19 protein-coding genes are annotated in these 25,405 nt (G+C 67.0%); 10 read left to right on the forward strand and 9 right to left on the reverse strand.

What is annotated here, in order from left to right; translation table 11 throughout:
• A partial coding sequence (locus tag Q0S71_RS05015; RefSeq protein WP_295992196.1) for a PEP-CTERM sorting domain-containing protein occupies nt 1-964 on the forward strand: 964 nt, incomplete at its 5' end.
• Between the two features lie 105 nt (nt 965-1,069).
• Nucleotides 1,070-1,732 carry a GNAT family N-acetyltransferase gene (locus tag Q0S71_RS05020; RefSeq protein ID WP_295992198.1) on the forward strand — a complete coding sequence of 221 codons (663 nt, stop codon included), beginning with the start codon at nt 1,070-1,072 and terminating at the stop codon, nt 1,730-1,732.
• 99 nt (nt 1,733-1,831) lie between these two features.
• On the opposite strand, the gene Q0S71_RS05025 is transcribed toward Q0S71_RS05020, so the two are convergent.
• The 5 genes from Q0S71_RS05025 to Q0S71_RS05045 all read right to left on the reverse strand — a co-directional run bounded on the left by Q0S71_RS05025 (nt 1,832) and on the right by Q0S71_RS05045 (nt 10,646).
• The gene (locus tag Q0S71_RS05025) at nt 1,832-2,752 is read right to left on the reverse strand and encodes a hypothetical protein (protein WP_295992202.1); all 921 of its coding nucleotides are present in this window, start codon (nt 2,750-2,752) and stop codon (nt 1,832-1,834) included.
• A gap of 17 nt (nt 2,753-2,769) precedes the next feature.
• Nucleotides 2,770-4,617: a DUF885 family protein gene (locus Q0S71_RS05030; RefSeq protein ID WP_295992203.1), complete on the reverse strand. Its 1,848-nt coding sequence runs from the start codon at nt 4,615-4,617 to the stop codon at nt 2,770-2,772.
• Nucleotides 4,618-4,773: 156 nt separating this feature from the next.
• Nucleotides 4,774-6,216 carry an efflux transporter outer membrane subunit gene (locus Q0S71_RS05035; RefSeq protein ID WP_295992206.1) on the reverse strand — a complete coding sequence of 481 codons (1,443 nt, stop codon included), beginning with the start codon at nt 6,214-6,216 and terminating at the stop codon, nt 4,774-4,776.
• A gap of 1 nt (nt 6,217) precedes the next feature.
• A complete protein-coding gene (locus Q0S71_RS05040) occupies nt 6,218-9,439 on the reverse strand; it encodes an efflux RND transporter permease subunit (protein ID WP_295992209.1) in 3,222 nt (1,073 codons plus the stop codon).
• 16 nt (nt 9,440-9,455) lie between these two features.
• Nucleotides 9,456-10,646, reverse strand: coding sequence for an efflux RND transporter periplasmic adaptor subunit (locus tag Q0S71_RS05045; protein ID WP_295992213.1), 1,191 nt, complete (start codon nt 10,644-10,646; stop codon nt 9,456-9,458).
• Nucleotides 10,647-11,030: 384 nt separating this feature from the next.
• Between Q0S71_RS05045 and Q0S71_RS05050 the strand changes: the two genes are divergently transcribed.
• Nucleotides 11,031-12,527, forward strand: coding sequence for a winged helix-turn-helix domain-containing protein (locus Q0S71_RS05050; RefSeq protein ID WP_295992215.1), 1,497 nt, complete (start codon nt 11,031-11,033; stop codon nt 12,525-12,527).
• Nucleotides 12,528-12,631: 104 nt separating this feature from the next.
• Nucleotides 12,632-13,399 (forward strand): ABC transporter substrate-binding protein, encoded by a 768-nt coding sequence (locus tag Q0S71_RS05055; protein ID WP_295992219.1) that lies wholly within the window; start codon nt 12,632-12,634, stop codon nt 13,397-13,399.
• Between the two features lie 80 nt (nt 13,400-13,479).
• Here the strand turns inward: Q0S71_RS05055 and Q0S71_RS05060 are convergent, their stop codons facing one another.
• Nucleotides 13,480-14,301: an alpha/beta hydrolase gene (locus Q0S71_RS05060; RefSeq protein ID WP_295992351.1), complete on the reverse strand. Its 822-nt coding sequence runs from the start codon at nt 14,299-14,301 to the stop codon at nt 13,480-13,482.
• Nucleotides 14,302-14,610: 309 nt separating this feature from the next.
• Nucleotides 14,611-15,465: an MBL fold metallo-hydrolase gene (locus tag Q0S71_RS05065; RefSeq protein WP_295992222.1), complete on the reverse strand. Its 855-nt coding sequence runs from the start codon at nt 15,463-15,465 to the stop codon at nt 14,611-14,613.
• Nucleotides 15,466-15,597: 132 nt separating this feature from the next.
• On the opposite strand from Q0S71_RS05065, the gene Q0S71_RS05070 reads away from it, so the two are divergent.
• Together Q0S71_RS05070 and Q0S71_RS05075 are read left to right on the forward strand one after the other, a co-directional pair.
• Nucleotides 15,598-16,134, forward strand: a complete 537-nt coding sequence (locus tag Q0S71_RS05070; RefSeq protein WP_295992224.1) for a winged helix-turn-helix domain-containing protein — start codon at nt 15,598-15,600, stop codon at nt 16,132-16,134.
• 44 nt (nt 16,135-16,178) lie between these two features.
• A complete protein-coding gene (locus Q0S71_RS05075) occupies nt 16,179-17,033 on the forward strand; it encodes a hypothetical protein (RefSeq protein WP_295992227.1) in 855 nt (284 codons plus the stop codon).
• Nucleotides 17,034-17,044: 11 nt separating this feature from the next.
• Here Q0S71_RS05075 and Q0S71_RS05080 read toward each other — a convergent pair whose 3' ends face one another.
• A complete protein-coding gene (locus Q0S71_RS05080; RefSeq protein ID WP_295992230.1) occupies nt 17,045-18,223 on the reverse strand; it encodes a DUF2252 family protein in 1,179 nt (392 codons plus the stop codon).
• A gap of 229 nt (nt 18,224-18,452) precedes the next feature.
• On the opposite strand from Q0S71_RS05080, the gene Q0S71_RS05085 reads away from it, so the two are divergent.
• Together Q0S71_RS05085 and Q0S71_RS05090 are read left to right on the forward strand one after the other, a co-directional pair.
• Nucleotides 18,453-19,289: a creatininase family protein gene (locus tag Q0S71_RS05085; RefSeq protein ID WP_295992233.1), complete on the forward strand. Its 837-nt coding sequence runs from the start codon at nt 18,453-18,455 to the stop codon at nt 19,287-19,289.
• A gap of 258 nt (nt 19,290-19,547) precedes the next feature.
• Complete coding sequence (locus Q0S71_RS05090) at nt 19,548-20,705, forward strand: YncE family protein (protein ID WP_295992353.1); 1,158 nt, start codon at nt 19,548-19,550, stop codon at nt 20,703-20,705.
• A gap of 39 nt (nt 20,706-20,744) precedes the next feature.
• Here Q0S71_RS05090 and Q0S71_RS05095 read toward each other — a convergent pair whose 3' ends face one another.
• Nucleotides 20,745-21,494 carry a hypothetical protein gene (locus Q0S71_RS05095; protein ID WP_295992236.1) on the reverse strand — a complete coding sequence of 250 codons (750 nt, stop codon included), beginning with the start codon at nt 21,492-21,494 and terminating at the stop codon, nt 20,745-20,747.
• A gap of 437 nt (nt 21,495-21,931) precedes the next feature.
• Here Q0S71_RS05095 and Q0S71_RS05100 point away from each other — a divergent pair, with 437 nt between their 5' ends.
• Nucleotides 21,932-23,578 (forward strand): methyl-accepting chemotaxis protein, encoded by a 1,647-nt coding sequence (locus tag Q0S71_RS05100; RefSeq protein ID WP_295992239.1) that lies wholly within the window; start codon nt 21,932-21,934, stop codon nt 23,576-23,578.
• The gene (locus tag Q0S71_RS05105; RefSeq protein ID WP_295992242.1) at nt 23,578-25,383 is read left to right on the forward strand and encodes an EAL domain-containing protein; all 1,806 of its coding nucleotides are present in this window, start codon (nt 23,578-23,580) and stop codon (nt 25,381-25,383) included. Before Q0S71_RS05100 ends, Q0S71_RS05105 begins: the two co-directional genes overlap by 1 nt.
• Nucleotides 25,384-25,405: the final 22 nt, after the last annotated feature.

The following is a 25,405-nucleotide window of genomic DNA, read 5'->3' on the forward strand; positions in this document are numbered from 1 at the left end:
ACGCGTCGCCGGATCGGCCGTTACAACCGCCGACATTGGGCAAGCGGCCTGCTCACCGCTTTACGCCGTCAAAATCGAGTTATTAGAGCTCACCTTAATGTGCAACGTAATGGTAGGATTGTTGCATATAAATCACGTAAAAGGGAACATAATGCAGCTGCCATACCGCCTAATTCCTGTGCTGGTTAGTCTGATGTTTGTCGGCACAGCTACAGCACAGAGCACTTCTACGTCTTACATCAGCACCATTAGTTACCGGTTGGTCGATCTGGATCTCAATGACGGTATAACACCTTCACTATCCTTTGTGCATGGCAGCAACGAGACGGGACCATCTTCGTTCTCCGTCCAGTTCGACAATAGCGGGCTGTTTTCATCGACATTTGGGGCGCACCAGCAAGATCCAATCACACTGGGCCAGGTTAATGGCACCGCCAGCGCACATGGTACCCTGACCAGTAATGGATCGCTCGATTCGTTGGGTCTGACTGTTGTTGCCAATGCTGCGGGTGATGGCAGTTTCAATTTAAAGCGAGCCACTATTCAGGGAAGCAGCGGCGTGACGAATTTCGAGTTGTCGCCAATGACGGCCATTGTCTTTACCGCGAATTCCGTTTTAACCGGTCAAACCAAGCAAATTGGTGATTGGGCAGTTAGCAGTTCCTGGATTAGCCTCACGACCTACGTCGATGGTCAGCCGGCCTACACACAAGACTATAAAAGCCTAAATTCCGCATATGATGTTCCATTGGGTAACGGCGCCAAAATTGAGACCCAACAGAATACTCTTCTGGTCGGCTACGCTAACTTCTCAAGCGGCAACAGCGAAACCTCATTCTCCGCCGGCACCTTTGCTAGCTCTGACAGCTATTCTCCGGCCGCGCCCGTGCCAGAGCCATCGGTCTATGCAATGCTGCTGGCCGGGATGGGACTGATCGCATTTGTCAAGCGCCGCCGCGCCTGAACACCGCCCAGAAAAGATAAACCCAACGTTTGGGAGGCAACAAGGCATTGTGGTCAGGGCGGTACGCTTTGGTGGCACAATGCGCTGGTCGATATCGCGGAACGGATGACGGAAAAACATCGCAATTCGAATCACGTCGAGGCTGCGCTTTTGTGGGGCTGGCTGACTGCTCGGTCGATCGCGCGTGGCTTGCCGCTGCCGGTGGCCGATCGTGGCGGCATGCGCGTCGATACGGGGTTGCCGAATGAAACGCGGCGCCATGTCTTTGCTGGCCCGGTGCCGGGGATACGCGAACTGGCGGTGTCGATAGACGTGCCGACTATCCCCATCAAGATGTGCTGTCCCGGCGAGCAATTGCTCGCGCTGGTGCCGTCGGGCTGGCAGTTGCAGCCGGCCAGTTACTTGATGATCCACGATGGCTCGTTTGACGACACGCCGGTCGCGCCGGTCGGATATCGGATTGAGGTGGTGGTCGGTCGGCCGGCCAACGCGGTGCGCATCTGGACGGATGATGGTTTCCTCGCCGCCAGCGGCTATGTTGTGGAGCACGGCGGCTTCTGCGTCTTTGACCGGATCGCCGTCGATGGCGCGCATCGGCGGCGCGGCCTCGGCAGGGCGTTGATGGCGGCGCTGGGCGCGACGCAAACGTCTTCCGCTTCACGTCGCGTGCTGGTGGCGACCGAGGCGGGTCGCGCTTTATATTTAACGCTGGACTGGACCGTTTGCGCGCCTTATTCGACGGTGTTGATGGCCGCCGGCGACATGTAGGCAAGGCTGTGCGGCGCTTATCGATATCGTGCATGTCCGGGTTGATCGCGCGAGAACGGGATAAATCGTTTATTCCGTTTTCCGGTCAGCGATGCGCCGTTAGCGGTTCTCCAGCGGATCGAACCATAATTCGCGATTAGATACCGGGACGAATGGCGGCAGGTAGGGGTTTTCCATCTCCAGCACCGTGCGGGAATTGAGTTTCAAATCGGCCAGGGACTTTTGAAAATACTGATAAAACAGCTGCTTCAGGCTGCCGTCCTTCACCATGATTTCCATGCCGCTCCTGACCCGCCTGGCCAACGCGGGTTCGGTTTTGGCGACGAAGAACAGCACCGGAAACTGGTAGTGCAACAGCAGGCTGCTTTCAACCTTGAGGTCGGGATAGGTCGAGCCGAACGAGGCGATTTCCAGCGGCGCTTCGAGCACCGACCGCGAGAAATAATCGAATCGTCTGGCCTCCAGCATCGGAAATAGATTCTCGTACAGCGTGCCCGTGACCACTGGGATGCCATTGTGTTTCAGGATTTTGAGGTCTCCCCAATTCGCTCCCTGGCCCATGACGAAATGGCGCAGCGCCGCCAGGTTTTTGATTTGGCTGAATTCGGCCTGGCGCTCGGCGCGTATCAGGAATACGCGATAGCCATGCACGCCGCGGTCGGCCGGTATCGGTATCGGGATCATCTTTTCATTGAGATCCGCGTGGCCGATATTACTCCACATGACGTTGATGGATTTTCCCTGTATCGCCAGGGCGTTCCATCGGGCCGAACTCAGGGACGCGGTGTATCTCTCCATCCGATAAGGCCCGTACTCGGCCTCGGTGCGCTTCAAGGCCATGTTCAGCAGCTCGGCGTAATAGTCGTACCGGACGGCGTCGTTGGCCGAGTAGTAATAGCGGACCACCATGGGCGGCGCCGCCGGGCAGTAGGCCGGCGCCGAATACAGCAATACAGCCGCGATGACGCAAAGGCACCTGATCCAGAGAGAGGAAAATTTCGTGGATGCGGGAATCAGCATGGCGCCCTGGCATTCGCTCACTTCGCGCCGGCGATCCAGCGGTCGACCTGCGCTTCCAGGATCGCCAGCGACAGCGTGCCGTCGCCGGTGACGACTTCGTGGAATTTCTGGTAGCTGAACTTCGGCCCCAGTTCCTGTTGCGCGCGGGCGCGCAGTTCGAGGATTTTCAGCGCGCCGATTTTATAGGCCAGCGCCTGCGCCGGCATCACCATATAGCGTTCGATCTGGTTTTGCGCGCGCGCGTGGCTGTAGCCCAGCGTCTTCATCGTGTAGGCGATGGCCTGGTCGCGGCTCCAGCCCTGCGCGTGCATGCCGGTGTCCACCACCAGCCGCACGGCGCGCAGCAGCTCGTCGTTCAGGTGGCCGTAGTAAAAGGCCGGGTTGTCGTACAGGCCGAACTCCTTGCCCAGCGTTTCGCAGTACAGCGCCCAGCCTTCGGTATACGATGCCGTCTCCGGATTTTCGGTGTTGAACTTGCGGAAGTCGGGCAGGTCCAGTTCCTTCAGCAGCGCCGCGTGCAGGTGGTGGCCAGGCACGCCTTCGTGCAGGAACAGGCTGACCATGCTCACATCGCTGTACTTGCTGGCGTCGTTCACCACCGGCCAGAACACGCCGGGATGCGAGCCGTCGGCGGCCAGCGGCGTGTAGTGGTCGGACGCGGTGGCGCGCGTCAGCTCCGGTTCCAGTTGCAGCGACAGTTTCGCCTTCGGCAGCAGGCTGAAAAACGTCGGCAGTTGCGCGCTCACCTGCGCGTAGATGCCGCGATAGGCGTTGAGCACGTCGGCGTCGGTCTTGAAGGGCTTGAACTTGTCCTGCGCCGCGACCCATTGCGGCAGCTGGTCGGCCGGGCCGTCGTAGCCGAGCTTCGGTCCCAGCGCCACCAATTGCTGCTGGATGCGCGCCACTTCCTTCAAGCCCAGTTCATGGATCTGCTCCGGCGCCAGCGCCAGCGAGGTGTTGTCCTTGATGGCAGCCCGATACCACGCGGCGCCGTTCGGCAAGGCGCCGAGGCCGCTGCTGTCGCGGCTCGCGGCCAGGTAGTCGGTTTCCAGGAAGCGCACCAGGCGGTTCAGCGCCGGCGCCAGTTTGACGGCCACGGTCTGGCGATAGGCGGCCGTCAGGCGCTGCTTGTCGGCGTCCGAAAACTGGGCCGGGAAGCGCGTCACCGGCGAGTAGAACACGCTGGCCTCCGGCGTGGCGCTGCGCAGCGCCTGGAACTGCGGCAGCATCGCCACCGTGATCGCTTTCGGCAGCACGACGCCGCTGCGCATGCCTTCCTTCATGTTGGCGATGGCCTGGTCTAGCCACGCCGGCAGCTGGTTCAGCCGGCTGAGGTAGGCGTCGTACTGTTTGGGTGTCGCCAGCGGCTGCGAGCCGGTGCCGTCGGCGTAGTTGGCCAGCGTGCTGGGGACGTTGTCCATCTGGTTGATCGGCAGCAGGTGCTCGGGGTAGGGTTCCATGTCGAGCGCGCTGTCGAGTTCAAACGCCAGCAGGTCGTAATTGAGCTGGGCCTTGACGACGAGGTGGCCGCGCGGAATGGCGCGCAGCTGGCTTTGCATCTTGTGGTACAGCGCGAATTGGCGGGCCCGCACTTTCGGCGCGATGCGCATGCCGATCTGGTCGTCGTAGCGGCTGTCGCCGTTGGCGGTGGCGTAGAGCAGCGGGTCGAACTGGGCGCGGGCGACGTAGAAGGCGCCGGCCAGCTGGTCGAGCTGCTGCTGGGCGCGGTCGGCCACGGCGGCCGAGACCTTGCCGCCGGCGCCGGGTGGTGGCGGGGCGGCGTGGGCGGGGAGGGAGCAGAGGCCGGCGGCCAGCAGGCTGGCGATCAGAATGGAGGTGCGGAACGAGGCGAGGCGTGGTGTCATGCGGCTGTCCTTGGTTGATGTGCTGCGGGCAGAATACATGACTTCGGGCTGGGAGGCGAGTGCCGGTCCGTGTGATTTTTTATGCGAATTCCAACGGCCGGGATCCGGCCTGACACGGCCGCACGTTCCGGCGCCGCCGTGTCCCGCAGCCGGCGCTTACAACGCGGCCGCCGTATCGGACGACGCCACCGGCCCCCAGCCGCCGCCCAGCGCCCTAATCAAGCCCACCGAGGCCACCGCGCGCTGGCCGGCCAGCTGGCTGCGGGCGCGCTGGGCGGCCAGGCTGGTGCGCTGGGCGTCCAGCACTTCGAAATAACTGGCCGAGCCGTTGCGGTAGCGCGAGTCGGCCAGCTTGGCCGCCGTGCCGGCCGCCCGCACCGCATCCTCCTCATACGTGATCTGGCGCGCCAGCGATTGCAGCGCGTTCAAATTGTTTTCCACGTCCTGCATGGCGGTCAGCACGGTTTGCCGGTAGTTCGCCACCGAGGAGGCGTAGCGCGCGTCGGCCAGCGCCAGGTTGCTGCGGTTGCGCCCGCCGTCGAGCAGCGGCATGTTCAGGATGGTGCCGAACAGCGGGCCGATGATCCAGTTTTTACTCGACGATTCGAATAAATTGTGCAGCGCCGACGAGGCGTAGCCGGCGCCGGCCGACAGCGACAGGCTGGGGTAAAACGCCGCCTTGGCCACGCCGATGCGGGCGCTGTTGGCGGCCACGTCGCGCTGGGCCTGGGCGATGTCGGGCCGCCGTTGCAGCAGTTCGGACGGCAGGCCGGCCGGCACCGGGATGCCGGTGGTGGCCAGCAGCGCCGGCTCCAGCGTGAAGACGGCCGGCGCTTTTCCGAGCAGGACGGCGAGCGCGTGGTCGCGGTTCACGCGCTGGCTTTGCAGGCCTTCCTGGTCGGCCAGCGTGGTCGCCAGCTCGGCCTGGGCCTGCGACAGATCGAGTTCGCTGACGTCGCCGTTATCGTAGCGCAGCTGGATCAGGCGCAGCGAGTCGCGCCGCAGCAGCACGGTCTGGCGCAGCACATCGAGCTCGCTGTCGTAGGAGCGCAGGGCGAAATAATTTTGCGCGACGTCGGCCTGCAGCGACAGCAGCACCGAGCGGTAGGCCGCTTCCTGGCCGGCGGCGTCGAGGGCGGCGGCGCGGCTGGCGTCGGACAGGCGGCCGAACAGGTCGACTTCGTAGGCGGCCGTGAGCTGGGCCCGCCATTGGGTGGCGTGGCCGGTGTTGTCGCCGCTGCGGGTCGGGCCGAAGCCGGCGTCGAGCTGGAAGGCGCGGTCGGCGTCGGCCAGGCCGGCGACGGCGCGCGCCTCCTTCACCCTTTGCAGCGCGATGGCCAGCGTCGGGCTGTCGGCGCTGGCCTGGGCCACCAGCGCGTCGAGCCGGGCGTCGCCATAGATGCGCCACCACGCGCCGCGTTCGGCCGCGTCGGCCGGCATGGCCACGGTCCAGCCTTCGGCGGCGGCCGGCGCTTCACGATAGGCCGCCGGCACCTCCATTTGCACCGTCGCCGGCGGCTTGTTGGTGCTGCATGCGGTCAGCGTGGCCAGCGCGGCCGCGACGGTCCCGGCCTTCACCGTCGATGATCGTATCGTCATGTCATTCTCCCGCAGGCGGCAGGTGGACCAGCGGATCGGCCGGGCCGCCCAGTGGCGCGTGGCCGGTGTCTTCATAATGTTCTTCGTCCAGGGCCTGGCCGGTCGCCAGGCGGCGCAGGATGACGTAGAACACCGGCGTCAAGAACAGGCCGAAGGACGTCACGCCTATCATGCCGGCGAAAACGGCCACGCCCATGGCATGGCGCATTTCCGCGCCGGCGCCGTGCGACAGGACCAGCGGCACGACGCCGGCGATGAAGGCGATCGACGTCATCAGGATGGGCCGCAGCCGCAGCCGCGCGGCCTCGGTGGCGGCGGCGGCGATGCAGCGGCCCTCGTGTTCGAGCTCGCGCGCGAATTCGACGATCAGGATGGCGTTCTTGCACGCCAGCCCGACCAGCACGATGAAGCTGATCTGGGTGAAGATGTTGTTGTCGCCCTTGGTCAGCCAGACCCCGAAGATGGCCGACAAGATCCCCATCGGCACGATCAGCAGCACCGCCAGCGGCATGGCCAGGCTTTCGTACTGGGCGGCCAGCACGAAGAACACCAGCAGCATCGACAGCGGCATGATGATGAACAGGGTGTCGCCGGCGATCTTGTCCTGGTAGGTGATCTCGGTCCACTCGAAGGTGATCCCGCGCGGGAAGGTCTTGGCGGCGATGCGCTCGACCACCTCCTGCGCCTGGCCGGTGCTGTAGCCGGGCGCCGGGCCGCCGTTGACGTCGGCCGAGGGGAAGCCGTTGTAGCGGATCGCCTGATCGGGGCCGTAGCTCTGCGTCATGTGCAGCAGCGACGACAGCGGCACCATCTCGCCCTTGTCGTTGCGGGTCTTGAGCAGGCCGATGTCTTCGACGTGGGCGCGGAACGGCGCGTCGGCCTGCACCTTGACCTGGAAGGTGCGGCCGAATTTATTGAAGTCGTTGACGTACAGCGAGCCGAGATAAATTTGCAGCGTGTCGAACACCGACGGCACCGACACCCCGAGCTGCTGGGCGTGGACCCGGTCGACGTCGGCGAACAGCTGCGGCACGTTGATCTGGAAGCTGGAGAACATGCCGGTCAGCTCGGGCGCCTTGCGGGCCTCGGCGAGGAAGTCCTGCAGGGCCTTGTTCATGGCCTCGGTGCCGAGCGCGCCGCGGTCCTCGATCTGGAACTTGAAGCCGCCTATGGTGCCCAGGCCCTGCACCGGCGGCGGCGGGAAGATGGCGATGTACGCGCCCTTGATGGCGCCGAATTTCTGGTTCAGCGCCTGGGCGATGCCGCCGCCGCTCAATTCCTTGGTGGTGCGCAGGTCGAAGTCATCGAGCGAGGCGAAGACGATGCCGGCGTTGGGCGCGTTGACGAAGCCGTTGATCGACAGGCCGGGGAAGGCCACCGCCGATTTCACGCCGGGCTGTTTCATCATGATCTCGCTCATCTGCCGGATCACGTCTTCGGTGCGGTCGAGCGAGGCGGCGTCGGGCAGTTGCGCGAAGCCGACCAGGTACTGCTTGTCCTGGGCCGGCACGAAGCCGTTCGGCACGCGGTGGAACAGCAGCAGCGTGAGGCCGATCAGGCAGCCGTAGATCACCACCGAAATCAGCTTGCGCCGCAGCACGCCGCCGACGCCTCGCCCATAGCCTTCGGACGCGCTGTGGAAACCGCGGTTGAACCACTTGAAGAAGCGGCATAAAAATTTATCGATGACGCGTTGCAGCCTGTCCTTGGGCGCGGTCGGCGCGCGCAGCAGCAGGGCCGCCAGCGCCGGCGACAGGGTCAGCGAATTGAAGGCCGAGATCACCGTCGAAATCGCGATGGTGACGGCGAACTGCTTGAAGAACTGGCCCGTCAGGCCGCTGACGAAGGCCAGCGGCACGAACACGGCGCACAGCGTGAGCGCGATGGCGATGATGGGTCCCGACACTTCCTGCATGGCCTTGTAGGTCGCCTTTTTCGGCGACAGCCCGTGCTCGATATTGCGCTCGACGTTTTCGACGACGACGATGGCGTCATCGACGACGATGCCGATCGCCAGCACCAGGCCGAACAGCGACAGCGCGTTGATCGAGAAGCCCAGCATCAGCAGCACGGAGAAGGTGCCGATGATGGACACCGGCACCGCCAGCAGCGGGATGATGGAGGCGCGCCAGGTTTGCAGGAAGATGATGACGACGATCACCACCAGCGCGATCGCTTCGAGCAGGGTGTGGATCACGGCCTCGATGGAGGCGCGCACGAACTGGGTCGGGTCGTAGACGATGCTGTAGTCGACGCCGTCGGGCATGTCCTTTTTCAGCTCGGCCATGGTGGCGCGCACGGCGGCCGACACTTGCAGCGCGTTCGAGCCGGGCGACTGGAAGATGGGCAGGGCCACCGCCTGTTTGTTGTTGAGCAGCGCGCGCAGCGAGTAGTCGCCGGCGGCCAGCTCGATGCGGGCCACGTCGCGCAGATAGGTGACGGCGCCGTCGGGCGAGGTGCGGATCACGATGTCGCCGAATTCCTGTTCGGTGCTCAGGCGCCCGCGCGCGTTGACCGACATCTGGTAGGCCACGCCGGGCAGCGACGGCGAGGAGCCGATCACGCCGGCGGCGACGTCGATGTTCTGGGCCCGGATGGCGGCCACGATGTCGGTGGCGGCCAGGTTGCGCTCGGCCACCTTGCGCGGATCGAGCCAGATGCGCATGGCGTAGTCGCCGGAGCCGAACAGGCGCACCTGGCCGATGCCGTCGAGCCGCGAGAGGCGGTCCTTGACGTTGATGACGGCGTAGTTGCGCAGATAGTTCTGGTCGTAGCGGTCGTTGGGCGACAGCAGGTGCACCACCATGGTCAGCGTGGGCGACGATTTGAGCGTCGTCACGCCGATGCGCTGGACCACGTCGGGCAGGCGCGGCAAGGCCTGGTTGACGCGGTTCTGCACCAGCTGCTGGGCCAGGTCGGGATTGACGCCGAGGCGGAAGGTGACGGTCAGCGTCATCAGGCCGTCGGACGTGGCCTGCGACTGCATGTACAACATGCCTTCGACGCCGTTGATCTGTTCCTCGATCGGCGTGGCGACGATTTCGGCGATGGTCTCGGGATTGGCGCCCGGATACTGGGCGCTGACGACGACGGACGGCGGTATCACTTCCGGGTACTCGGAAATGGGCAGGTTCTGCATCGCGATCAGGCCGCCGATCAGGATGATGCAGGACAGCACGCCGGCGAAGATGGGGCGGTCGATAAAGAACTTGGAAATATTCATGGTCGGCTCCGGCGGCTCAGTGCGCGGCCGGGACGGCCGCGGCCGGCGCCGGGAACATCGCCACCACGTCCGGCGACACCACGTCGTTCGGGTGGATGCGCTGCAAGCCGTCGACGACGATCTTGTCGTCCTTGGTCAAGCCCTCGCGCACCACGCGCGCGCCCTCGACGATGGGGCCCAGCTTGACGAGGCGGTAGCTGGCCTTGTTGCCGGCGCCGAGCACCATCACATAGCTGTGGTTCTGGTCGGTGCCCACGGCCTTGTCGTTGATGAGCAGGGCGTCGACCGGTTTGCCGCCGGCCGTGCGCACGCGGGCGAACATGCCGGGCAGCAGGGTGCCGTTGGGGTTGTCGACGATGGCGCGCACCCGTATCGTGCCGCTGACGGTGTCGAGCTGGTTGTCGAAGGCCTTGATGCGGCCGGGGTGCGGGTAGCCGCTCTCGGTGGCCAGGCCGACGCTGACCATCAAGTCCTTGGTGCCGGCGTTGCCGGCCGCGCCGCGCGCGGCGTAGCGGATGAAGGTCGGTTCGTCGACGTCGAAGTTGACGTACACCGGCGTCATCGACACCACCGTCGCCAGCGCCTGCGTGGTGCTGGGGCTGACCAGGTTGCCGACCGTGATTTCGGCGCGCGACACGCGGCCGTCGACCGGCGCCGTGATGCTGGTGTAGATCATGTTCAGGCGCGCGTTCTGCACCGCCGCCTCGCCCGCCTGCAGGTCGGCGTTGGCCGACAGCAGCCCGCTTTCGCGCTCGTCGAGTTCACGCTGGGCGATGGCGCGTTCGCTGATCAGGCGGCGCGAGCGCTCCGCTTCCAGCTTGGCCAGCGCCATGCGCGCCTTGGCCGCCGCCACGCTGGCCTCGGCCTGCGCCAGCGCCGCCTGGTAGGGCCGCTGGTCGATGGTGAACAAGACCTGGCCCTTCTTGACCATCTGGCCCTCGTCGAAGTGGATTTTATCGATGGCGCCGGTGACGCGGGGCCGGATCTCGACCCGTTCCACGGCCTGCACCCGGCCCGAGAACTCATCCCATTCCGTCACGGATCGGTGCTCGACCTGGGCCACCGACACCGGCGCGCCGGCCGGGGCGCCGCCGGTCGACCGGGCCGGCTCGGTGTGCAGCGCCAGCCCGATGCCGGCCACCGCCAGCAGCGCGGCGCCCAGCAAGGCGTAGGTGGGGCCGGGATGGCGGGTCGGTAGAGGTTTCATGATGGATCCCGTTAGTGAGTGGTGAGGTCTCAGGTCGGTCTGCGGTCTTGCGGTCTCAGGTGAGGCTGGCTGGTCGGAAGGGCGGCAAAATGTGGCAAACGATGTGCTAAAGATGCGCTGAATAAGCGTGGCAAGCTGTCGTCGCCACGTGCGAGGCCGCCGTGGCGGGCGCGGGACGGGGGATGGCGAACTAGACGAAGTATCAATTCCAGTATGTCGCAGTGACTGGCAATGCAGCAGTTAAAAAAAGTTAACATTTGTTGCCGCCCGTATTGTGCGACATTGGCGCAACGCTTTTTTCGAACCAATTAGGCGACGATTGATACTGGTCGGCGCAAGTTACGCTATGATTGATCTTGCTCAAAGCATATGCCAGGAATCGCAATGCTCGATCTGATGCTGAAATTCGGACCCTTCCAATTATTCCCCGACCGCGGCCTGCTGCTGAAGGGTGGCAAGCCCGTGGCGTTGAGCAGCCGCGCCCTCGACATCCTCGCCGTGCTGCTGGAAAAGGACGGCGAGGTGGTCAGCAAGCAAGAGTTGATGGCGCGCGTCTGGCCCGGCACCGTCGTCGTCGACGCCAGCCTGCGCGTGCACCTGGTGGCGCTGCGGCGCGCGCTGCGCGGCGAGCATGGCGAGGCCAGCTACATCTGCAATGTGTCGGGGCGCGGCTACCGCTTCGTCGAACCCATCGTGCGCCAGTGGCCGGACCCGCGCCGGCCGCTGGCCATGAACAGCCTGCCCGCGCCCATATTGCGGCTGATCGGCCGCGCCGACGCCGTCGACGCGCTGGTGCGCGAACTGCCGGCGCGGCGCCTGGCCTCGGTGGTCGGCGGCGGCGGCATCGGCAAGACCAGCGTGGCGCTGGCCGCCGGCCAGCAACTGGCGGCCGGCTACGCCGACGGCGCCAGCTTCGTCGACCTGAGCCCGCTGACCGACGCGGCCCTGGTGCCGGCCGCGCTGGCCGCCTCGTTCGGCGTGTCGGTGCTGGCCGAGGCCGGCGAGCGCTTCCTGCTGCAATATCTGCGCGCGAAAAAAATGCTGCTGTTGCTGGACAATTGCGAACACCTGGTGGCCGGCGTGGCGGCCCTGGTCGAGACGCTGCTGCGCCACTGTCCCGGCGTCCACGTGCTGGCCACCAGCCGCGAACCACTGGGCGTCGAGGGCGAGTGGCTGTACCGGCTGCCGCCGCTGGCCGCGCCGCCGCCTCAGCAAATGCAGCAGATGCAAGCGACGCGGCAGCCGGCCACGGCCGAGACGGCGGCCGCCGTGCTGGTGTTTCCGGCCGCCCAGCTGTTCGTCGAGCGGGCCGCCGCCGCGCTGGGCGAGTTCACGCTGTCGGACGCCGACGCGCCGCTGCTGGCCCAGCTGTGCCGCCAGCTCGACGGCATGCCGCTGGCGATCGAGCTGGCCGCCTCGCGCATCGACCTGTTCGGCATCGCGGGGCTGGCCGCGCGGCTGGACGATTGCCTGTCGCTGCTCACGCGCAGCCGCCGCACGGCGCAGGCCCGCCACCGCACGCTGCGGGCGACGCTGGACTGGAGTTTCGAGCTGCTGCCGGAGGCCGAGAAAATCATCCTGCGCCGGCTGGCCGTGTTCGCCGGCGGCTTCAACAAGGAGGCCGCCGTGGTGGTGGCGGCCGGCGACGGCGTCAGTGAGCGCGAAGTGCTCGAGGGACTGGAAAACCTGGCCGCCAAATCCCTGCTCAACATCGGCGTCGACGGCGGCCAGCTGTCCTACCACCTGCTGCAACTGACGCGCGCCTACGCCAAGGAAAAACTCGACGGCAGCGTCGACGCGCGCGCGCGTCCGGCGCCGCAGGCCGCGCCGCCGCAGCTGGAGCGCGCCGTGCCCGGAGCGGTCCACTACGCCACCTCGTGAATCATGATCCCGTCTGCCGGGACGGCGCGCGGCCTCCCACTTTTGCGCCATCGCCTGGGCCGGCGGCGCTTATACTGACGCCGATGCGCCCCTTGCCCTCACTTTTGAGCCCTTCACGCCGCCGGCGCCGTCTGCGCCAGCTACTGTTCTGCGCCGGCCTGCTGGCCTTGCCCGCCTGGATGACGCCGGCCGCCGCGCTGGCGGAAACGGACGTTTTTGTCGGCAATATCGCGCCGTACTCTTATCCGCCCGAACATGGCGAGCGCGGCGTGCTGTTCGAGCTGATGCACGAGCTGGCGCTGCGCACCGGCCTCAGCGGCGAGGTCCAGATCGTGCCGCTGGGGCGCGAGCTCGAATTCCTGCGCAACAATCCCGACGCGCTCGGCGTGCTGGCCCGCGTGCCGGACCGGGAAGTGCATTACCGCTGGGTGGCGCCGCTGCTGCGCGAGCGCGTGCTGCTGGTGACGCGGGCCGATTCGCCGGTCGACATTTCGACGCTCCGCGCGGCGCGCGGGCTGCGGCTGGGGGTGCTGCTGGGAGGGCCGGCCGAGTCGGTGGCGCGGCGCTCCGGTTTCGAGCATGTCGAGGCCACCACCAGCGTCGGCAACAACGTGCGCAAGCTGGCCGCCGGCCGCCTCGACGCGCTGCTGGTGATGGGCGGCGTGGCCGCCGCCGAGGAGGCGCTGCCGGCCGGCCAGTCGCTGAGCTGGCGCGAGGGCGCGGTGATCGAATATACCGACATCTACGTGGCCGGCAATCCCGGCTTCGCGCCGGCGTCGGTCCGCAAGTGGCAGGCCGCGCTCAAGGCCATGCAGCGCGACGGCAGCTACCAGCGGATACTGGGGCGCTATCACTTCGCACCGGCCAAATAAGACCGCATGCCGGGAACGCACCGTGGCGGCACGGGGCCGCCACGGGAGTGGCCGGAAGGACGGCGCGCCGTCCCCCGGTTTTAGCTCTTGAGGAAGGCCAGCAGGTCGGCGTTGACCTTGTCTTTCTCGGTGGTGCACATGCCGTGCGGAGCGCCCGGATAGACGATCAGCTTGGCGTTTTTCAGCAGCTTGGACGACAGCATCGCCGAGTCGGCGATCGGCACGATCTGGTCGTCGTCGCCGTGCAGGATCAGCGCCGGCACGAGGATTTTCTTCAGGTCGGCCGTCAGGTCGGTTTCGGAGAAGGCCTTGACGCAGAAATAGCTGGCCGGCATGCCCGCCTGCAGACCCTGGGCCTGGAACGAGCGCCGCACGCCTTCGGACACCTTGGAGCCGGGACGGTTGGCGCCGTAGAACGGGGCCGACAGGTCGTAGAAGAACTGGGCGCGGTCGGCCTGCACGGACTTGCGGAGGCCGTCGAAGGCTTCCTTGGGCGTGCCGCCCGGATTGCTGTCGGACTTGATCATCACCGGCGGAATGGCGCCGATCAGCACGATCTTGGCGACGCGCTTGGCGCCGTGGCGGCCGATGTAGCGCACCACCTCGCCGCCGCCGGTCGAGTGGCCGACCAGGGTCACCTTCTTGACGTCGAGCGTGTCGAGCAGGTTGCCCAGATCGTCGGCGTAGGTGTCGAGGTCGTTGCCGCCCCAGGTCTGGGCCGAGCGGCCGTGGCCGCGGCGGTCATGGGCGATCACGCGGTAGCCGTTCTGGGCCAGGAAGAACATCTGGTCCTCGAAGGCGTCGGCGCTCAGCGGCCAGCCGTGGCTGAACACCACCACCGGGCCGGTGCCCCAGTCCTTGTAGTAGATGCGGGTGCCGTCGCGCGCCATGATCATGGTCATCACTTCGCGCGGCGGCGCCGGCGACATCGACGGCGCGTCGACGGCCAGGGCGCGTTCGGCCGGGATCAGGGCGGCGGCGGCCGCGCCGGCCAGGCCGAGGCTGGTGGCCACGAAGCGGCGGCGCGAACCCGGCTGGTCCTCCTGCGGCTCGATTGCTGGCAGGCCTGGGCCCTTGTCTTGTTCGTGCTTATCCATGGTGTTCTCCTTGGTGGTTGTGACGGTGTTGTTGTTGTGGCGTGACGGGCAGGGCGCTTCGATATGATGTCTTGCTACGTGGAATTTATCTTCTCCCAAAATAATGAATCCGGCCTAGCCTTTTTGCATGCGCGCCGAATGCCACAGCGTGCCCGGGTTGAGCCGGCCCGGATGCAGCGCCAGCATCCGTTGATACAGTTCCAGCGTGCTGCCGCTGGCGGCGGCGGCGGCGGCGAAGTCGCACAGGTAGGCGCGCGTTTCGCCGATGATGCGCGGGTGGTCGGGCGCGCCGGGCCGCTTGTGGCCGGCCACCACCACGGTCGGTCCGCGCGCCTCCAGCGCGTCGAGCGCGGCCAGCCACTGGCGCCGGCGCTCGGCCGTCGACTCGCCCAAAAACAGGTGGACGTCGTTGTAGACCACGTCGCCGGCCACCACCAGCCCGACCGAGGGCACATGCAGATAGGTCGCCTGCCCGGTGTCGGTATGACCGGCGTCCACCACCAGCAGTTCCCGTCCCTCCAGTTCGATGACGTCGCCGGCCAGCGCCTCGGCGATGGCCAGGTCGTCCGGGATCTGGCCGGGAAAACGCATATTCCACACCGACGCGATCGATTCCGGCGCCGCCTGGCGCTGCATGTGCGCCACCACCCCGGGCGCGGCCACGAGGCGCGCCTCGGGGTAGCGGTCGAGCAGCATGCCGGCGCCGAAAAAATGGTCGGCGTGGCCGTGGGTGGCGTAGATCGCCGTCAAATTCTTGCCGCGCGCGGCCACCCAGTCGGCCAGCGCGCCCGCTTCCGCGATCGTCATCAAGGGGTCGACCAGCACCGCGTCGCGCGCGCCGTAGATCAGCGTGGCCGCGGTCGGCGGCCACATGCGGCGTTGTTCACCCGGCGCCAGGTCGGCGGTCAGCACCCGCTTGGGCGGCGCCAGATACACCTCCCATCGCAAAGGGGCAGCCTGCACGCTCATCGCTCGCTCCCGGTTGATTTCAGCGCCAGTATGCGGGGCGCCAAGGGCAAACGCGAGTAAAGAAAAGTTAACGTTTGTTGTCTTTGCGATAGCGCGCTGCCGCTATAATCGCAAGGTGTCCAGGAGTGTGCAATGGCGGAACAGTCGCTCGATTTCGGTCCCTACCAATTGTTTCCGGCGCGCGCGGTGCTGCTGCGTGCCGGCCTGCCGGTGCGCCTGAGCAGCCGCGCGCTGGCGATCTTGACGGCGCTGGCGCTGCGCGAGGGCGAGCTGGTCACCAGCGCCGAGCTGATGGCCGCCGTCTGGCCCGGCGCCGTGGTCGACGACACCACGCTGCGGGTCCACCTGGTGGCGCTGCGCAAGGCGCTGTGCCACGGGCCGCAGGCGCTCAATTACATCGGCAACGTGTCCGGCCGCGGCTACCGTCTGGTGGTGCCGGTGGCGCGCGCGCAGCCGGCCTCGGCCAGCGGCGCGATGGCGCTGCCGCCGACGCCGATCGCGCGCCTGATCGGCCGCTGCCAGGCGGTGGCCGCCATCGTGCGCGAGCTGCCGCGGCGGCGCCTGGTGACCCTGTCGGCGGCGGCGGCATCGGCAAGACCAGCGTCGCGCTGGCCGCCGCCCAGCAGCTGGCGGCGCGCTACCGGGACGGCGCCGGCTTCGTCGACCTGACGGCGCTGCCGGCGGCGGCCGGCGCCGACGCCGGTGCCGACCTCGTGGTTGGCGCCGTGGCCGCCGCCTTCGGCCTGGCCGTCGACGCCGGGGCCGAGGCGGCGCTGCTCGACTACCTCGACGGCCGCGACATGCTCATCGTGCTCGACAACTGCGAGCACGTGGTCGGCCGCGCCGCCGCGCTGGCCGAGACGCTGCTCAAGCGCTGCGCCGGCCTGCACCTGCTGGCCACCAGCCGCGAGCCGCTGGGCGCGGAAGGCGAGTGGTTGTTCCGGCTGGCGCCGCTGGAACTGCCGCCGGCCGGCGCGGCCGCCTTCGGCGCGCAGGCGGTGCAAGCCTATCCGTCGGCCCAGCTGTTCGTCGAACGGGCGCGCGCCGCGCTCGACCATTTCACGCTGAGCGACGCCGACGCGCCGCTGCTGGCCGCGCTGTGCCGCCAGCTCGAGGGCTTGCCGCTGGCCATAGAACTGGCCGCCGCCCGCGTCGACCTGTTCGACTTGCGCGGCCTGGCGGCGCAGCTGGACGACAGCCTGGACTTGCTCACCCGCGGGCGCCGCACGGCGCCGGCGCGCCACCGCACGCTGCGGGCCACGCTGGACTGGAGTTATGAATTGCTGCCCGACGCCGAGCGGGTGCTGCTGCGCCGGCTGGGCGTGTTCGACAGCGCCTTCACGGCGGCGGCGGCGGCGGCGGTGGCCGCCACGGCGCCGCTGGACGAGGCGGCCGTGCTGGCCGGCCTGGAAAACCTGGCGGCCAAGTCGTTGCTGACGGTGGCCGCCGGCGTCGGCTACCGCCTGCTCGACGCCACCCGCGCCTACGCGGCCGAGCGCCTGGCCGCCAGCGACGACGCGCTCGACAGCCGTCGCCGCCACGCGTGCTACGTGCTGGCGGCCGGCTAGCGGGGCGCGCTTCAGTCCAGCGTTTGCGCGTAGCGCCGGCAATGCTCGAGGTATCCCGACTCGTGGCTGCCGACCAGCTGCACCACGCTGTCCCACAGCCACTGCGGCGTGCCGCCGGCCTTGCCGGGGTTGAACATCAGCTCTTGCAGCCACTCGTTGCGGATATCGGCGTCCATCTGCGAGGCGTGCGCCTGGCCGACCACATAGGCCAGATAGCTGGCGGTGCGGGTCGCCTGTTCGAGGCTGAGCTGGTCGATTTCCAGCTTCAGATCCTGCGGCAGCAGTTCGCGCACGAACACGCCGCGGTCCATGAAACGCTGCGACAGCATGCGTTCGCCCAGCGCGGGCGTGAGCCGGCGCGCGCCTTCGAGCACGCGGCGGGCGTTGTCGCGCGGCATGCTGACGCGCGGATAGCGCGGCGAGGCGGCGCCGACCGCCTCCTTGATGTCGATCAGGCAGTGCCGGTCGTCGCCGACGTCGAGCAGCACGGCGTAGCGCAGCAGGCCCAGCGAGCTGCAACCCTTGACCCAGTAGGCGGCGTCGAGCACCTTCAGGTCGGCGTCGGGGTCGCGCGACTTGAGCGTGGTGACCAGTGCGCGCATTTCGGGCGCGGCGAACATCTCGGCCAGGCCGTGGCGCTCGTCGGCCGACAGCGGCCAGAAATTCTTGCCCAGCGGGATGGTCGGTTCGACGTCGACCAGGCGCTCGCGCGCCAGCGCCTTCCACGAGCGGCGCCCGGCCGTGCGCAGCGACTGCTTGACGAGGTGGGGCTTGGCGACCAGGCCGTCGTGGCCGGGATAAAACGCGCGCTGGTAGCCGAGCAGCATGTGCTGCAACATCTGCGCCGTGACGACGCCGGGCAGCGAGGAGCCGCGCGCGGCCGTCGCCAGCGACAGGCCCAGCCGCACCAGGTCGTGGGCCGGGTTGCCGATGGTGGTCTGGTCGAAGTCGCGCAATTGCAGGCTGATGTCGCCGGCGGCGTCGGCCACGGGGCCGAGATTGCCGAGGTGGCAGTCGCCGCAGATCCAGATCGCCGGACCGCGCGGCAGCGCCTGGCCGCGCTGGGTGTGCAGCCAGTCGTAGTACTGGGCCGTATTGCCGCGCACATAAGCGTGCGGCGAGCGCGCCATCTTGGCGCTGCGGCGCTGGAGCAGCAGGGCGCGGCGGGCATCGGGTGGGGGCAGGTTCAAGGTGGTCCTCGGTGGTCGCGGCCGAAGCGGCCGCCTGCCCACACGATAGCAAGAGTCGGCCGATTGCTTCGTACGCCAGCGTACAAAGCGTGGCTGACCGTCCGTCGGGTCGGTATTTGGACGGCATATTTAGCGAAGTTATTTACCTAACTTATTTGCGTAACAATCGTCCGGCAGGGTAGGATAGCCCATGTGCCGGACCCACGCCATATGCGGCGACGTAGACTTTATGACTTTTGACCCCACTTTTCGCCTTCGTTTATTCTCTCTCGTCGTTGCCGCGCTGCTTTTCGCTTCGCCCGCTCCGTTCGCCGCTGCCGCCGCGGCCCGGCCGGACAGCGTTTACCTGGAAGACCTGAGCTGGCCCGAAGTGGGCGCGGCCCTGCGCGCCGGCAAGACCACCATCATCATTCCCGTCGGCGGCACCGAACAGAGCGGCCCGCACATGGCGCTCGGCAAGCACAACGCCCGGGCCACGGCGCTGGCCGGCAAGATCGCCGCCATGCTCGGCAACGCGCTGGTGGCGCCGACGCTGGCCTACGTGCCCGAAGGATCGGTGACGCCGCCGGCCGGCCACATGCGCTACACCGGCACGATCTCGATCCCGGACGAGGCCTTCAAGGGCCTGCTCGACGGCGCCGCCCGCAGTTTCAAACAGCACGGCTTCGTCGACGTGGTGCTGATCGGCGACCACGGCGGCTACCAGGCCCAGCTCAAGGCCGTGGCCGCGCGCCTGAACCACGACTGGGCCGGCACGCCGGCGCGCGCCCATTTCATCGCCGAGTATTACCAGGCGGCCGACGTCGACTTCGTGCGGGCGCTGCGCGCCAGGGGACTCACGGCCGAGCAGATCGGCCTGCACGCGGGCACGGCGGACACCTCGCTGACGCTGGCGCTGGCGCCCGCCCTGGTGCGCATGGACCAGTTGCCGGCCGACGCGCGGCAGGGACGCGCCGCCGGCGTCAACGGCGACCCGCGCGCGGCCAGCGCCGCGCTGGGCCAGCTCGGCGTCGATTTAATGGTGAACAAGACAGTGGCCGCGATCCGTGCCGCGCAACAGCGCTGAACGGCCGGCTTTGATTGAAATTGCTTAGACATAGAGATGACCAGATTCATGAATACATTCAGCAAGCGCCAACAACGTATCGCCATCAGCGTCGCCGTCGCGGCCGTGCTGGGCAGCAGTGCCTGGTGGGTCGCGGCCCAGAACGTCAGCGCGACCGATGCCGGCGCCAGCGCCACGGCTTCGGCCCCGGCCGCCGCCGCCTCCACCAGCGCCGGCGCCACGCCGCCGCGCCACGGCCCGGTCGTCACCGTGCCGGGCATGGCGCCGGTGCCCGATCCGAACAATCTGTACAGCGAGAACGGCAGCTCGCACATGAGCCCGAACGTGGCCGGCGCGCTCGAACGGGTCTACGTGCCCAACCACACCGGCAACACGGTGTCGGTCATCGATCCGAACACCATGCAGGTGGTCGACACCTACAAGGTCGGCGTCAACCCGCAGCACGTGGTGCCGGCCTGGGACTTGCGCACGCTGTGGGTGGCGAACAACGCCGAGGGCCGCAGCGACGGCAGCCTCACGCCCATCGATCCGCTGACCGGCAAGCCGGGCACGGCGATCCGGGTCGACGATCCCTACAATCTGTACTGGTCGCCGGACGGCAAGTCGGCCATCGTCGTGGTCGAGGAAATGAAGCGCCTCGACTTCCGCGACCCGCACACCATGAAGCTGCAATCGACGCTGCCGGTGCCGGAATGCGCCGGCATCAACCACGCCGACTTTTCCATCGACGGCCGCTACGCGCTGTTTACCTGCGAGTTCAGCGGCGCCGTGTCGAAGATCGACATGGTCAACCACACGGTGCTGGGCACGCTCAAGCTGAGCAAGTATTTCACCCGCCCCGACGTGCTGGCCCTGCTCGACCAGGGCGGCAAGAAGCCGCGCTACATTCCCGATCCGCGTGGCCCGGGCGCCGAAATCTGCACCACCAAGGGCATGCCGCAGGATGTGCGGGCCTCGCCGGACGGCCATGTGTTCTTCGTGGCCGACATGATGGCCGACGGCGTCCACGTGGTCGACGGCGACAGCTTCAAGCAGATCGGCTTCATCGCCACCGGCGTCGGCGCGCACGGCCTGTATCCCAGCCGTGACGGCAAGAGTTTGTATGTGGCCAACCGTGGCAGCAACCAGATCCACGGCCATCCGCACGGCAAGGGCAGCGTGTCGGTGATCGATTTCGCCAGCCGCACCGTGGTCAAGAACTGGCCCATCGCCGGCGGCGGCAGCCCGGACATGGGCAACGTCAGCGCCGACGGCAAGCATTTGTGGCTGTCGGGACGGTATGACAATGTGGTGTACCGCTTCGATACGGCGACCGGCGCCGTCGACCAGATCAAGGTCGGCCGCGAACCGCACGGCCTGACCGTGTGGCCGCAGCCGGGCCGCTATTCGCTGGGCCACACCGGCAATCTGCGCTAAGCGGATCGGCGCTGAATCGCAGCGGCGCCACGGCCGGTTTTATACCGTGGTGCTGACCAGCGAGCCGGCGTTCTCGAAGGGGTTGGGGCTGCCCGATTGCAGGTTCTGCAGCAGATCCTGGGCGAAGCTTTGCAGGCTGACGGGCACCGTCGAGCTGTTGCTGTCCGAGGCCGACGAGCTGTCGAGCGTCTGCAAGAGATTCTGGAACGCCGCGTTGAGGCTGGTATCGGCGCCGCTGTCGCTGCTGATCGCGGCGCTGGCGGTGCTGCTGCTGCCGCCGCTGGCCAGGCTTTGCAGCAAATTCTGCAACTTGCTCGACATGTCGCCATAAGCCTGGCGGTCGGTGGCCGTCGGCGCGGTGGTCTGGCTCAGCCCGTTGCTGCCGCCGTCGGCCTGGGCCGCCTGGAACAGCGCGTGCATGAAGGAGCGCAGGGAGGTGCCGATACTCTGGCCGGCGCTGCTGCCAGTGCTGCTGCTGCTGGCGGTGCTGCTGACCTTGTCCGCGCTGGCGGCTGCCTTGGCGCTGGCGTCCGTGTCGTCCGACGCCGGCGCCGACGTGTTGCTCGGCTGTCCGTTGGTCAAGCCCAGCTGATTGAGCGTCGCTTCCAGCGCGGCGAACAAGGCCTTGGCGCCGCCGTGGTGGTGGTGGTGGTGGTGGCCGCCGTCGATGCGGGCGCCGCTGTCTGTGCCGCCGGCGTCGTTATCGTTGCTGATGCCGGTCAGCGGCGACTGGCCGGTGCCGAGCAGGGATGTGAGGCTGGTCGATGCTGAGGTGCTGCTGATATTCATACTTCCTCCCGGAAAACGCGTGGTGCGCGCCATGGTACTGCAAGGCGACCTGGGGCTAGCGATGCTTAAGCGCGGATACTTACTGATACATAATAATGCAGTAAGCCGGCTGGGCGGCAAAAATCGCGCCGCATTGACACCGCGTTTACATCGCATTGTCATCTTTTTCGCGCCGTCCGGCGCCCCGTTTCGCCGCTCCGCAGAGTGTGGCGCGAGCGACTATGCCATCGCGCAATTTTGCTTTTCAAACACAAATCCGTGTATTATTTGCTACATCCCTACCTCAAGCTCATCCGACCTTGCGCCGTCGACCGCGCGTCCGTGCCGTGATGAGCTTAATTCATATAAACTATCGAATTAATCTATTTAATATATTTTGTTAATGTGCTGTACCGGTTTACCATACGTCGAACAAAACAAGACTCTAGGGAATCATCATGAATAGCAAGCAAGAACTCAGCGTCGCCGCGCGTCTCAACAGCGGTTTTGCGATTATCCTGGTCATGATGCTGGTCTTGACCATCCTCAGCATTATTAAAGTGAACGCCATCGAAGCGAGTCTGATGCGGATCAGCGACGTCAACAACGTCAAGCAGCGTTATGCGATCAACTTCCGGGGCAGCGTGCACGACCGCGCCATCGCCATGCGCGACGTCACGCTGGTCGAGGATGGCGGCGTGGGCGACGTCACCGCCCTGATCGACAAGCTCGACCACGACTATCAAGCGTCGGCCCAGCCGCTCGACGCCATCTTCGCCAAGAGCGCCGCCCAGCCGGGCGCCGACGAGAAGGCCCAGCTGGCCGACATCAAGGCCAGCGAGGAGCGCACCGCGCCGCTGATTAAAAAAATCATCGAGCTGCGCAAGGGCGGCGACCTGGACGGCGCGCGCAAGCTGCTGCTGTCGGACGCCCGGCCGGCCTTCGTCGCCTGGCTGGGCACGATCAATAAATTCATCGACCAGCAGCAGAGCAAGACCGAGGACGAGTCCGTCGCCGCGCGCAAGCTGGCGCACAACTTCCAGGCGCTGATGCTGGCGCTGGTGGCGATCGCGGTGGCCGTCGGCGTCGTCGTGGCCGGCTACATCACGCGCTACCTGGGCCGCGCGCTGGGCGCCGAGCCGTCCGACGTCAAGGCGCTGGCCGCCGCCGTCGACCGTGGCGAGCTGTATCATGACGTCGCGCTGCGCCGCGGCGACAGCGACAGCATCATGGCCGTGCTGATGAAGATGAGCAGCAATCTGCGCGACACGGTGACGGAAGTGCACAGCTCGGCCAACGCCGTCACCACCATCAGCGCCCAGATTTCCGAGCGCAATATGCACCTGTCGGGCCGCACCGAGGAGCAGGCCGGTTCCCTGGAGGAGACGGCCTCGGCGATGGAGCAGCTGACGGCCACCGTCAAGCAAAACGCCGACAGCGCCCAGCAAGCCAATGAAATGGCGCAGAACGCCTGCCACATCGCCAGCAAGGGCGGCGAAATCGTCGGCAACGTGGTCGACACGATGAGCGCCATCAATGTCTCCTCGCGCAAGATCGTCGAAATCATCAGCGTCATCGACGGCATCGCCTTCCAGACCAACATCCTGGCGCTGAACGCGGCCGTGGAAGCGGCCCGCGCCGGCGAGCAGGGCCGTGGTTTCGCCGTCGTCGCCACCGAGGTCCGCAACCTGGCCCAGCGCAGCTCGACGGCGGCGCGCGAAGTGAAGGCGCTGATCGATGAATCGGTCAGCAAGGTCGACATCGGCACCGAGCTGGTCCACACCGCCGGCGCCACCATGCGCGACATCGTCGCCAGCGTGCAGCAGGTGACGGGCATGGTCGGCGCCATCACGACGGCCAGCAACGAGCAGCGCGTCGGCATCGAGGAAGTCAACCGCGCCATTTCGCTGATGGACCAGGTGACGCAGCAGAACGCCGTGCTGGTCGAGCAGGCCGCGACGGCCGTGAAGATTTTGCAGGACCAGGCGGGCAATCTGAACCACGCGGTCGGCGTGTTCCAGACCGAGCGCGGCGTCGGCCACGGGGCGGCCCACGCGGCGGCGCCGTCGCGCACGCTGCTGCCGGCGGCGCTGTCGGCGGCGTGATGGACGCGCCCGGCATGGACGCGCAGGTCACCGAATGGATGGGGCCGGACGACGAACGCCGCCGCGTGGCCGCGCTGGAGTCGCTCGGCATCCTCGATCACGCGACGTCGGAATATTTCGACGCGATCACGCGGCTGGCGCTGGAAGTGTTCGGCGTGTCCGGCTCCTATATTTCGCTGATCGCCAGCGAGCGCCAGTGGGTCAAGTCCAGCGTCGGCTTTTGCCCGCCGGACTCGCGCGAGGAATCGTTCTGCAACCACACCATCCAGCGCGCCGACGTGCTGGTGGTGGAGGACGCCACGCTCGACCAGCGCTTCGTCAACAACCCGGTCGTCACCGGCCCGGCCCACATCCGTTTCTACGCCGGCGCGCCGCTGCTGACGCCGGACGGCTATGCCATCGGCGCGCTGTGCCTGACCGACACTATGCCGCGCCAGCTCAGCGCGCTTCAGCGCGGCAAGCTGCGCAGCATGGCCGGCCTCGTCATGTCGCACATCCTGCTGCGGCGCGCCGTCGGCCATGTCGACGCCGTCAGCGGCATGCCGAATATGCACCAGCTCGAAGAAGACCTGTCGACCCAGGGCCGCAGCGCCGAGGGCGAGGACCGGGTGCTGGTCTACATCGACATGCCGGACGCGGCGCGCGCGCTGCGCATCGCCAGCGTGCTCGGCGTGGCCGTGTACGACGAGCTGATACGCGGCGTGGCGCTGCGCCTGAAGGGCTTGTTCGAGCCGCGCGCGCGGGTCTACCACGTCACCGACGCCCGTTTCGCCATCCTGTCGCAAGATGCGCGGACGGCCGACTTCATCGCCTTCGTGCACGGCCTGGACGCCAGCCTGGCGGCGCCGGTGTGCAATCTGAACGTGCCGATCAACCTGCTCAGCTTCGGCGGCATCGTCGAATTCTGCCTGTGCACGCAGTCGGCCAAGGACGCGCCGCGCAAGGCGGCGTCGGCGGTGAACCGGGCGTTGATGGGGCAGCAGCGCTGGTCGGCCTACAACGCCGAGCACGACGTCAGCCACCAGCGCGCCTTCCGCCTGCTCAACGACGTGCGCGCCGCCATCGAGGACAATGTCTTCGAGCTGGTCTACCAGCCCAAGCACAACCTCAGCACCGGCGCCTGCCTGTCGGCCGAGGCGCTGCTGCGCTGGACCCATCCCGAGCTGGGCTTCGTGTCGCCGGCCGAATTCATCCCGCTGATCGAAAAGACGTCGCTGATCGGACCGCTGAGCAACTGGGTGTTCCGCACGGCGCTGCGGCAGGTGGCGCAGTGGCACGCGGCCGGCCACGCCATCAAGATCGCCATCAATCTGTCGGCTTACAATTTCGAGGAGCCCGACATCGTCGAGCGGCTGGCGGCGGCCTGCGCCGAATTCGGCGTCGCGCCGCGCTACGTGGAAATCGAATGCACCGAGGGCATCTGGATGGAGGGGCCGCGCATCCTCGAGACCCTGCACCGCATCCGCGACCTGGGCATGAGCCTGGCGCTCGACGATTTCGGCACCGGCTACAGCAACTTCTCGTATTTGCAAAAAGTGCCGGCCACCGTGGTCAAGGTCGACCAGTCGCTGATCCGCAACGTCCACAACAATCCGCGCGACCAGCGCATCGTGCGCTCGCTGATCGCGCTGGCCAGGGAGCTCGACTACGAGGTCGTGGCCGAGGGCGTGGAAACCGAGCACACGCTGGAATTGATACGCGGCTGGGGCTGCCACATCGCGCAGGGTTATCACTACGCCCGGCCGCTGGCGCCGGCCGCCTTCCTGGACCATGTGCGGCAATATCAGCGTTCGATGGCGGCTTGAAGTAGAACCCGCCGCCGCGCGC

Source organism: Rugamonas sp., from assembly GCF_025354735.1.
GTDB lineage: Bacteria > Pseudomonadota > Gammaproteobacteria > Burkholderiales > Burkholderiaceae_D > Rugamonas.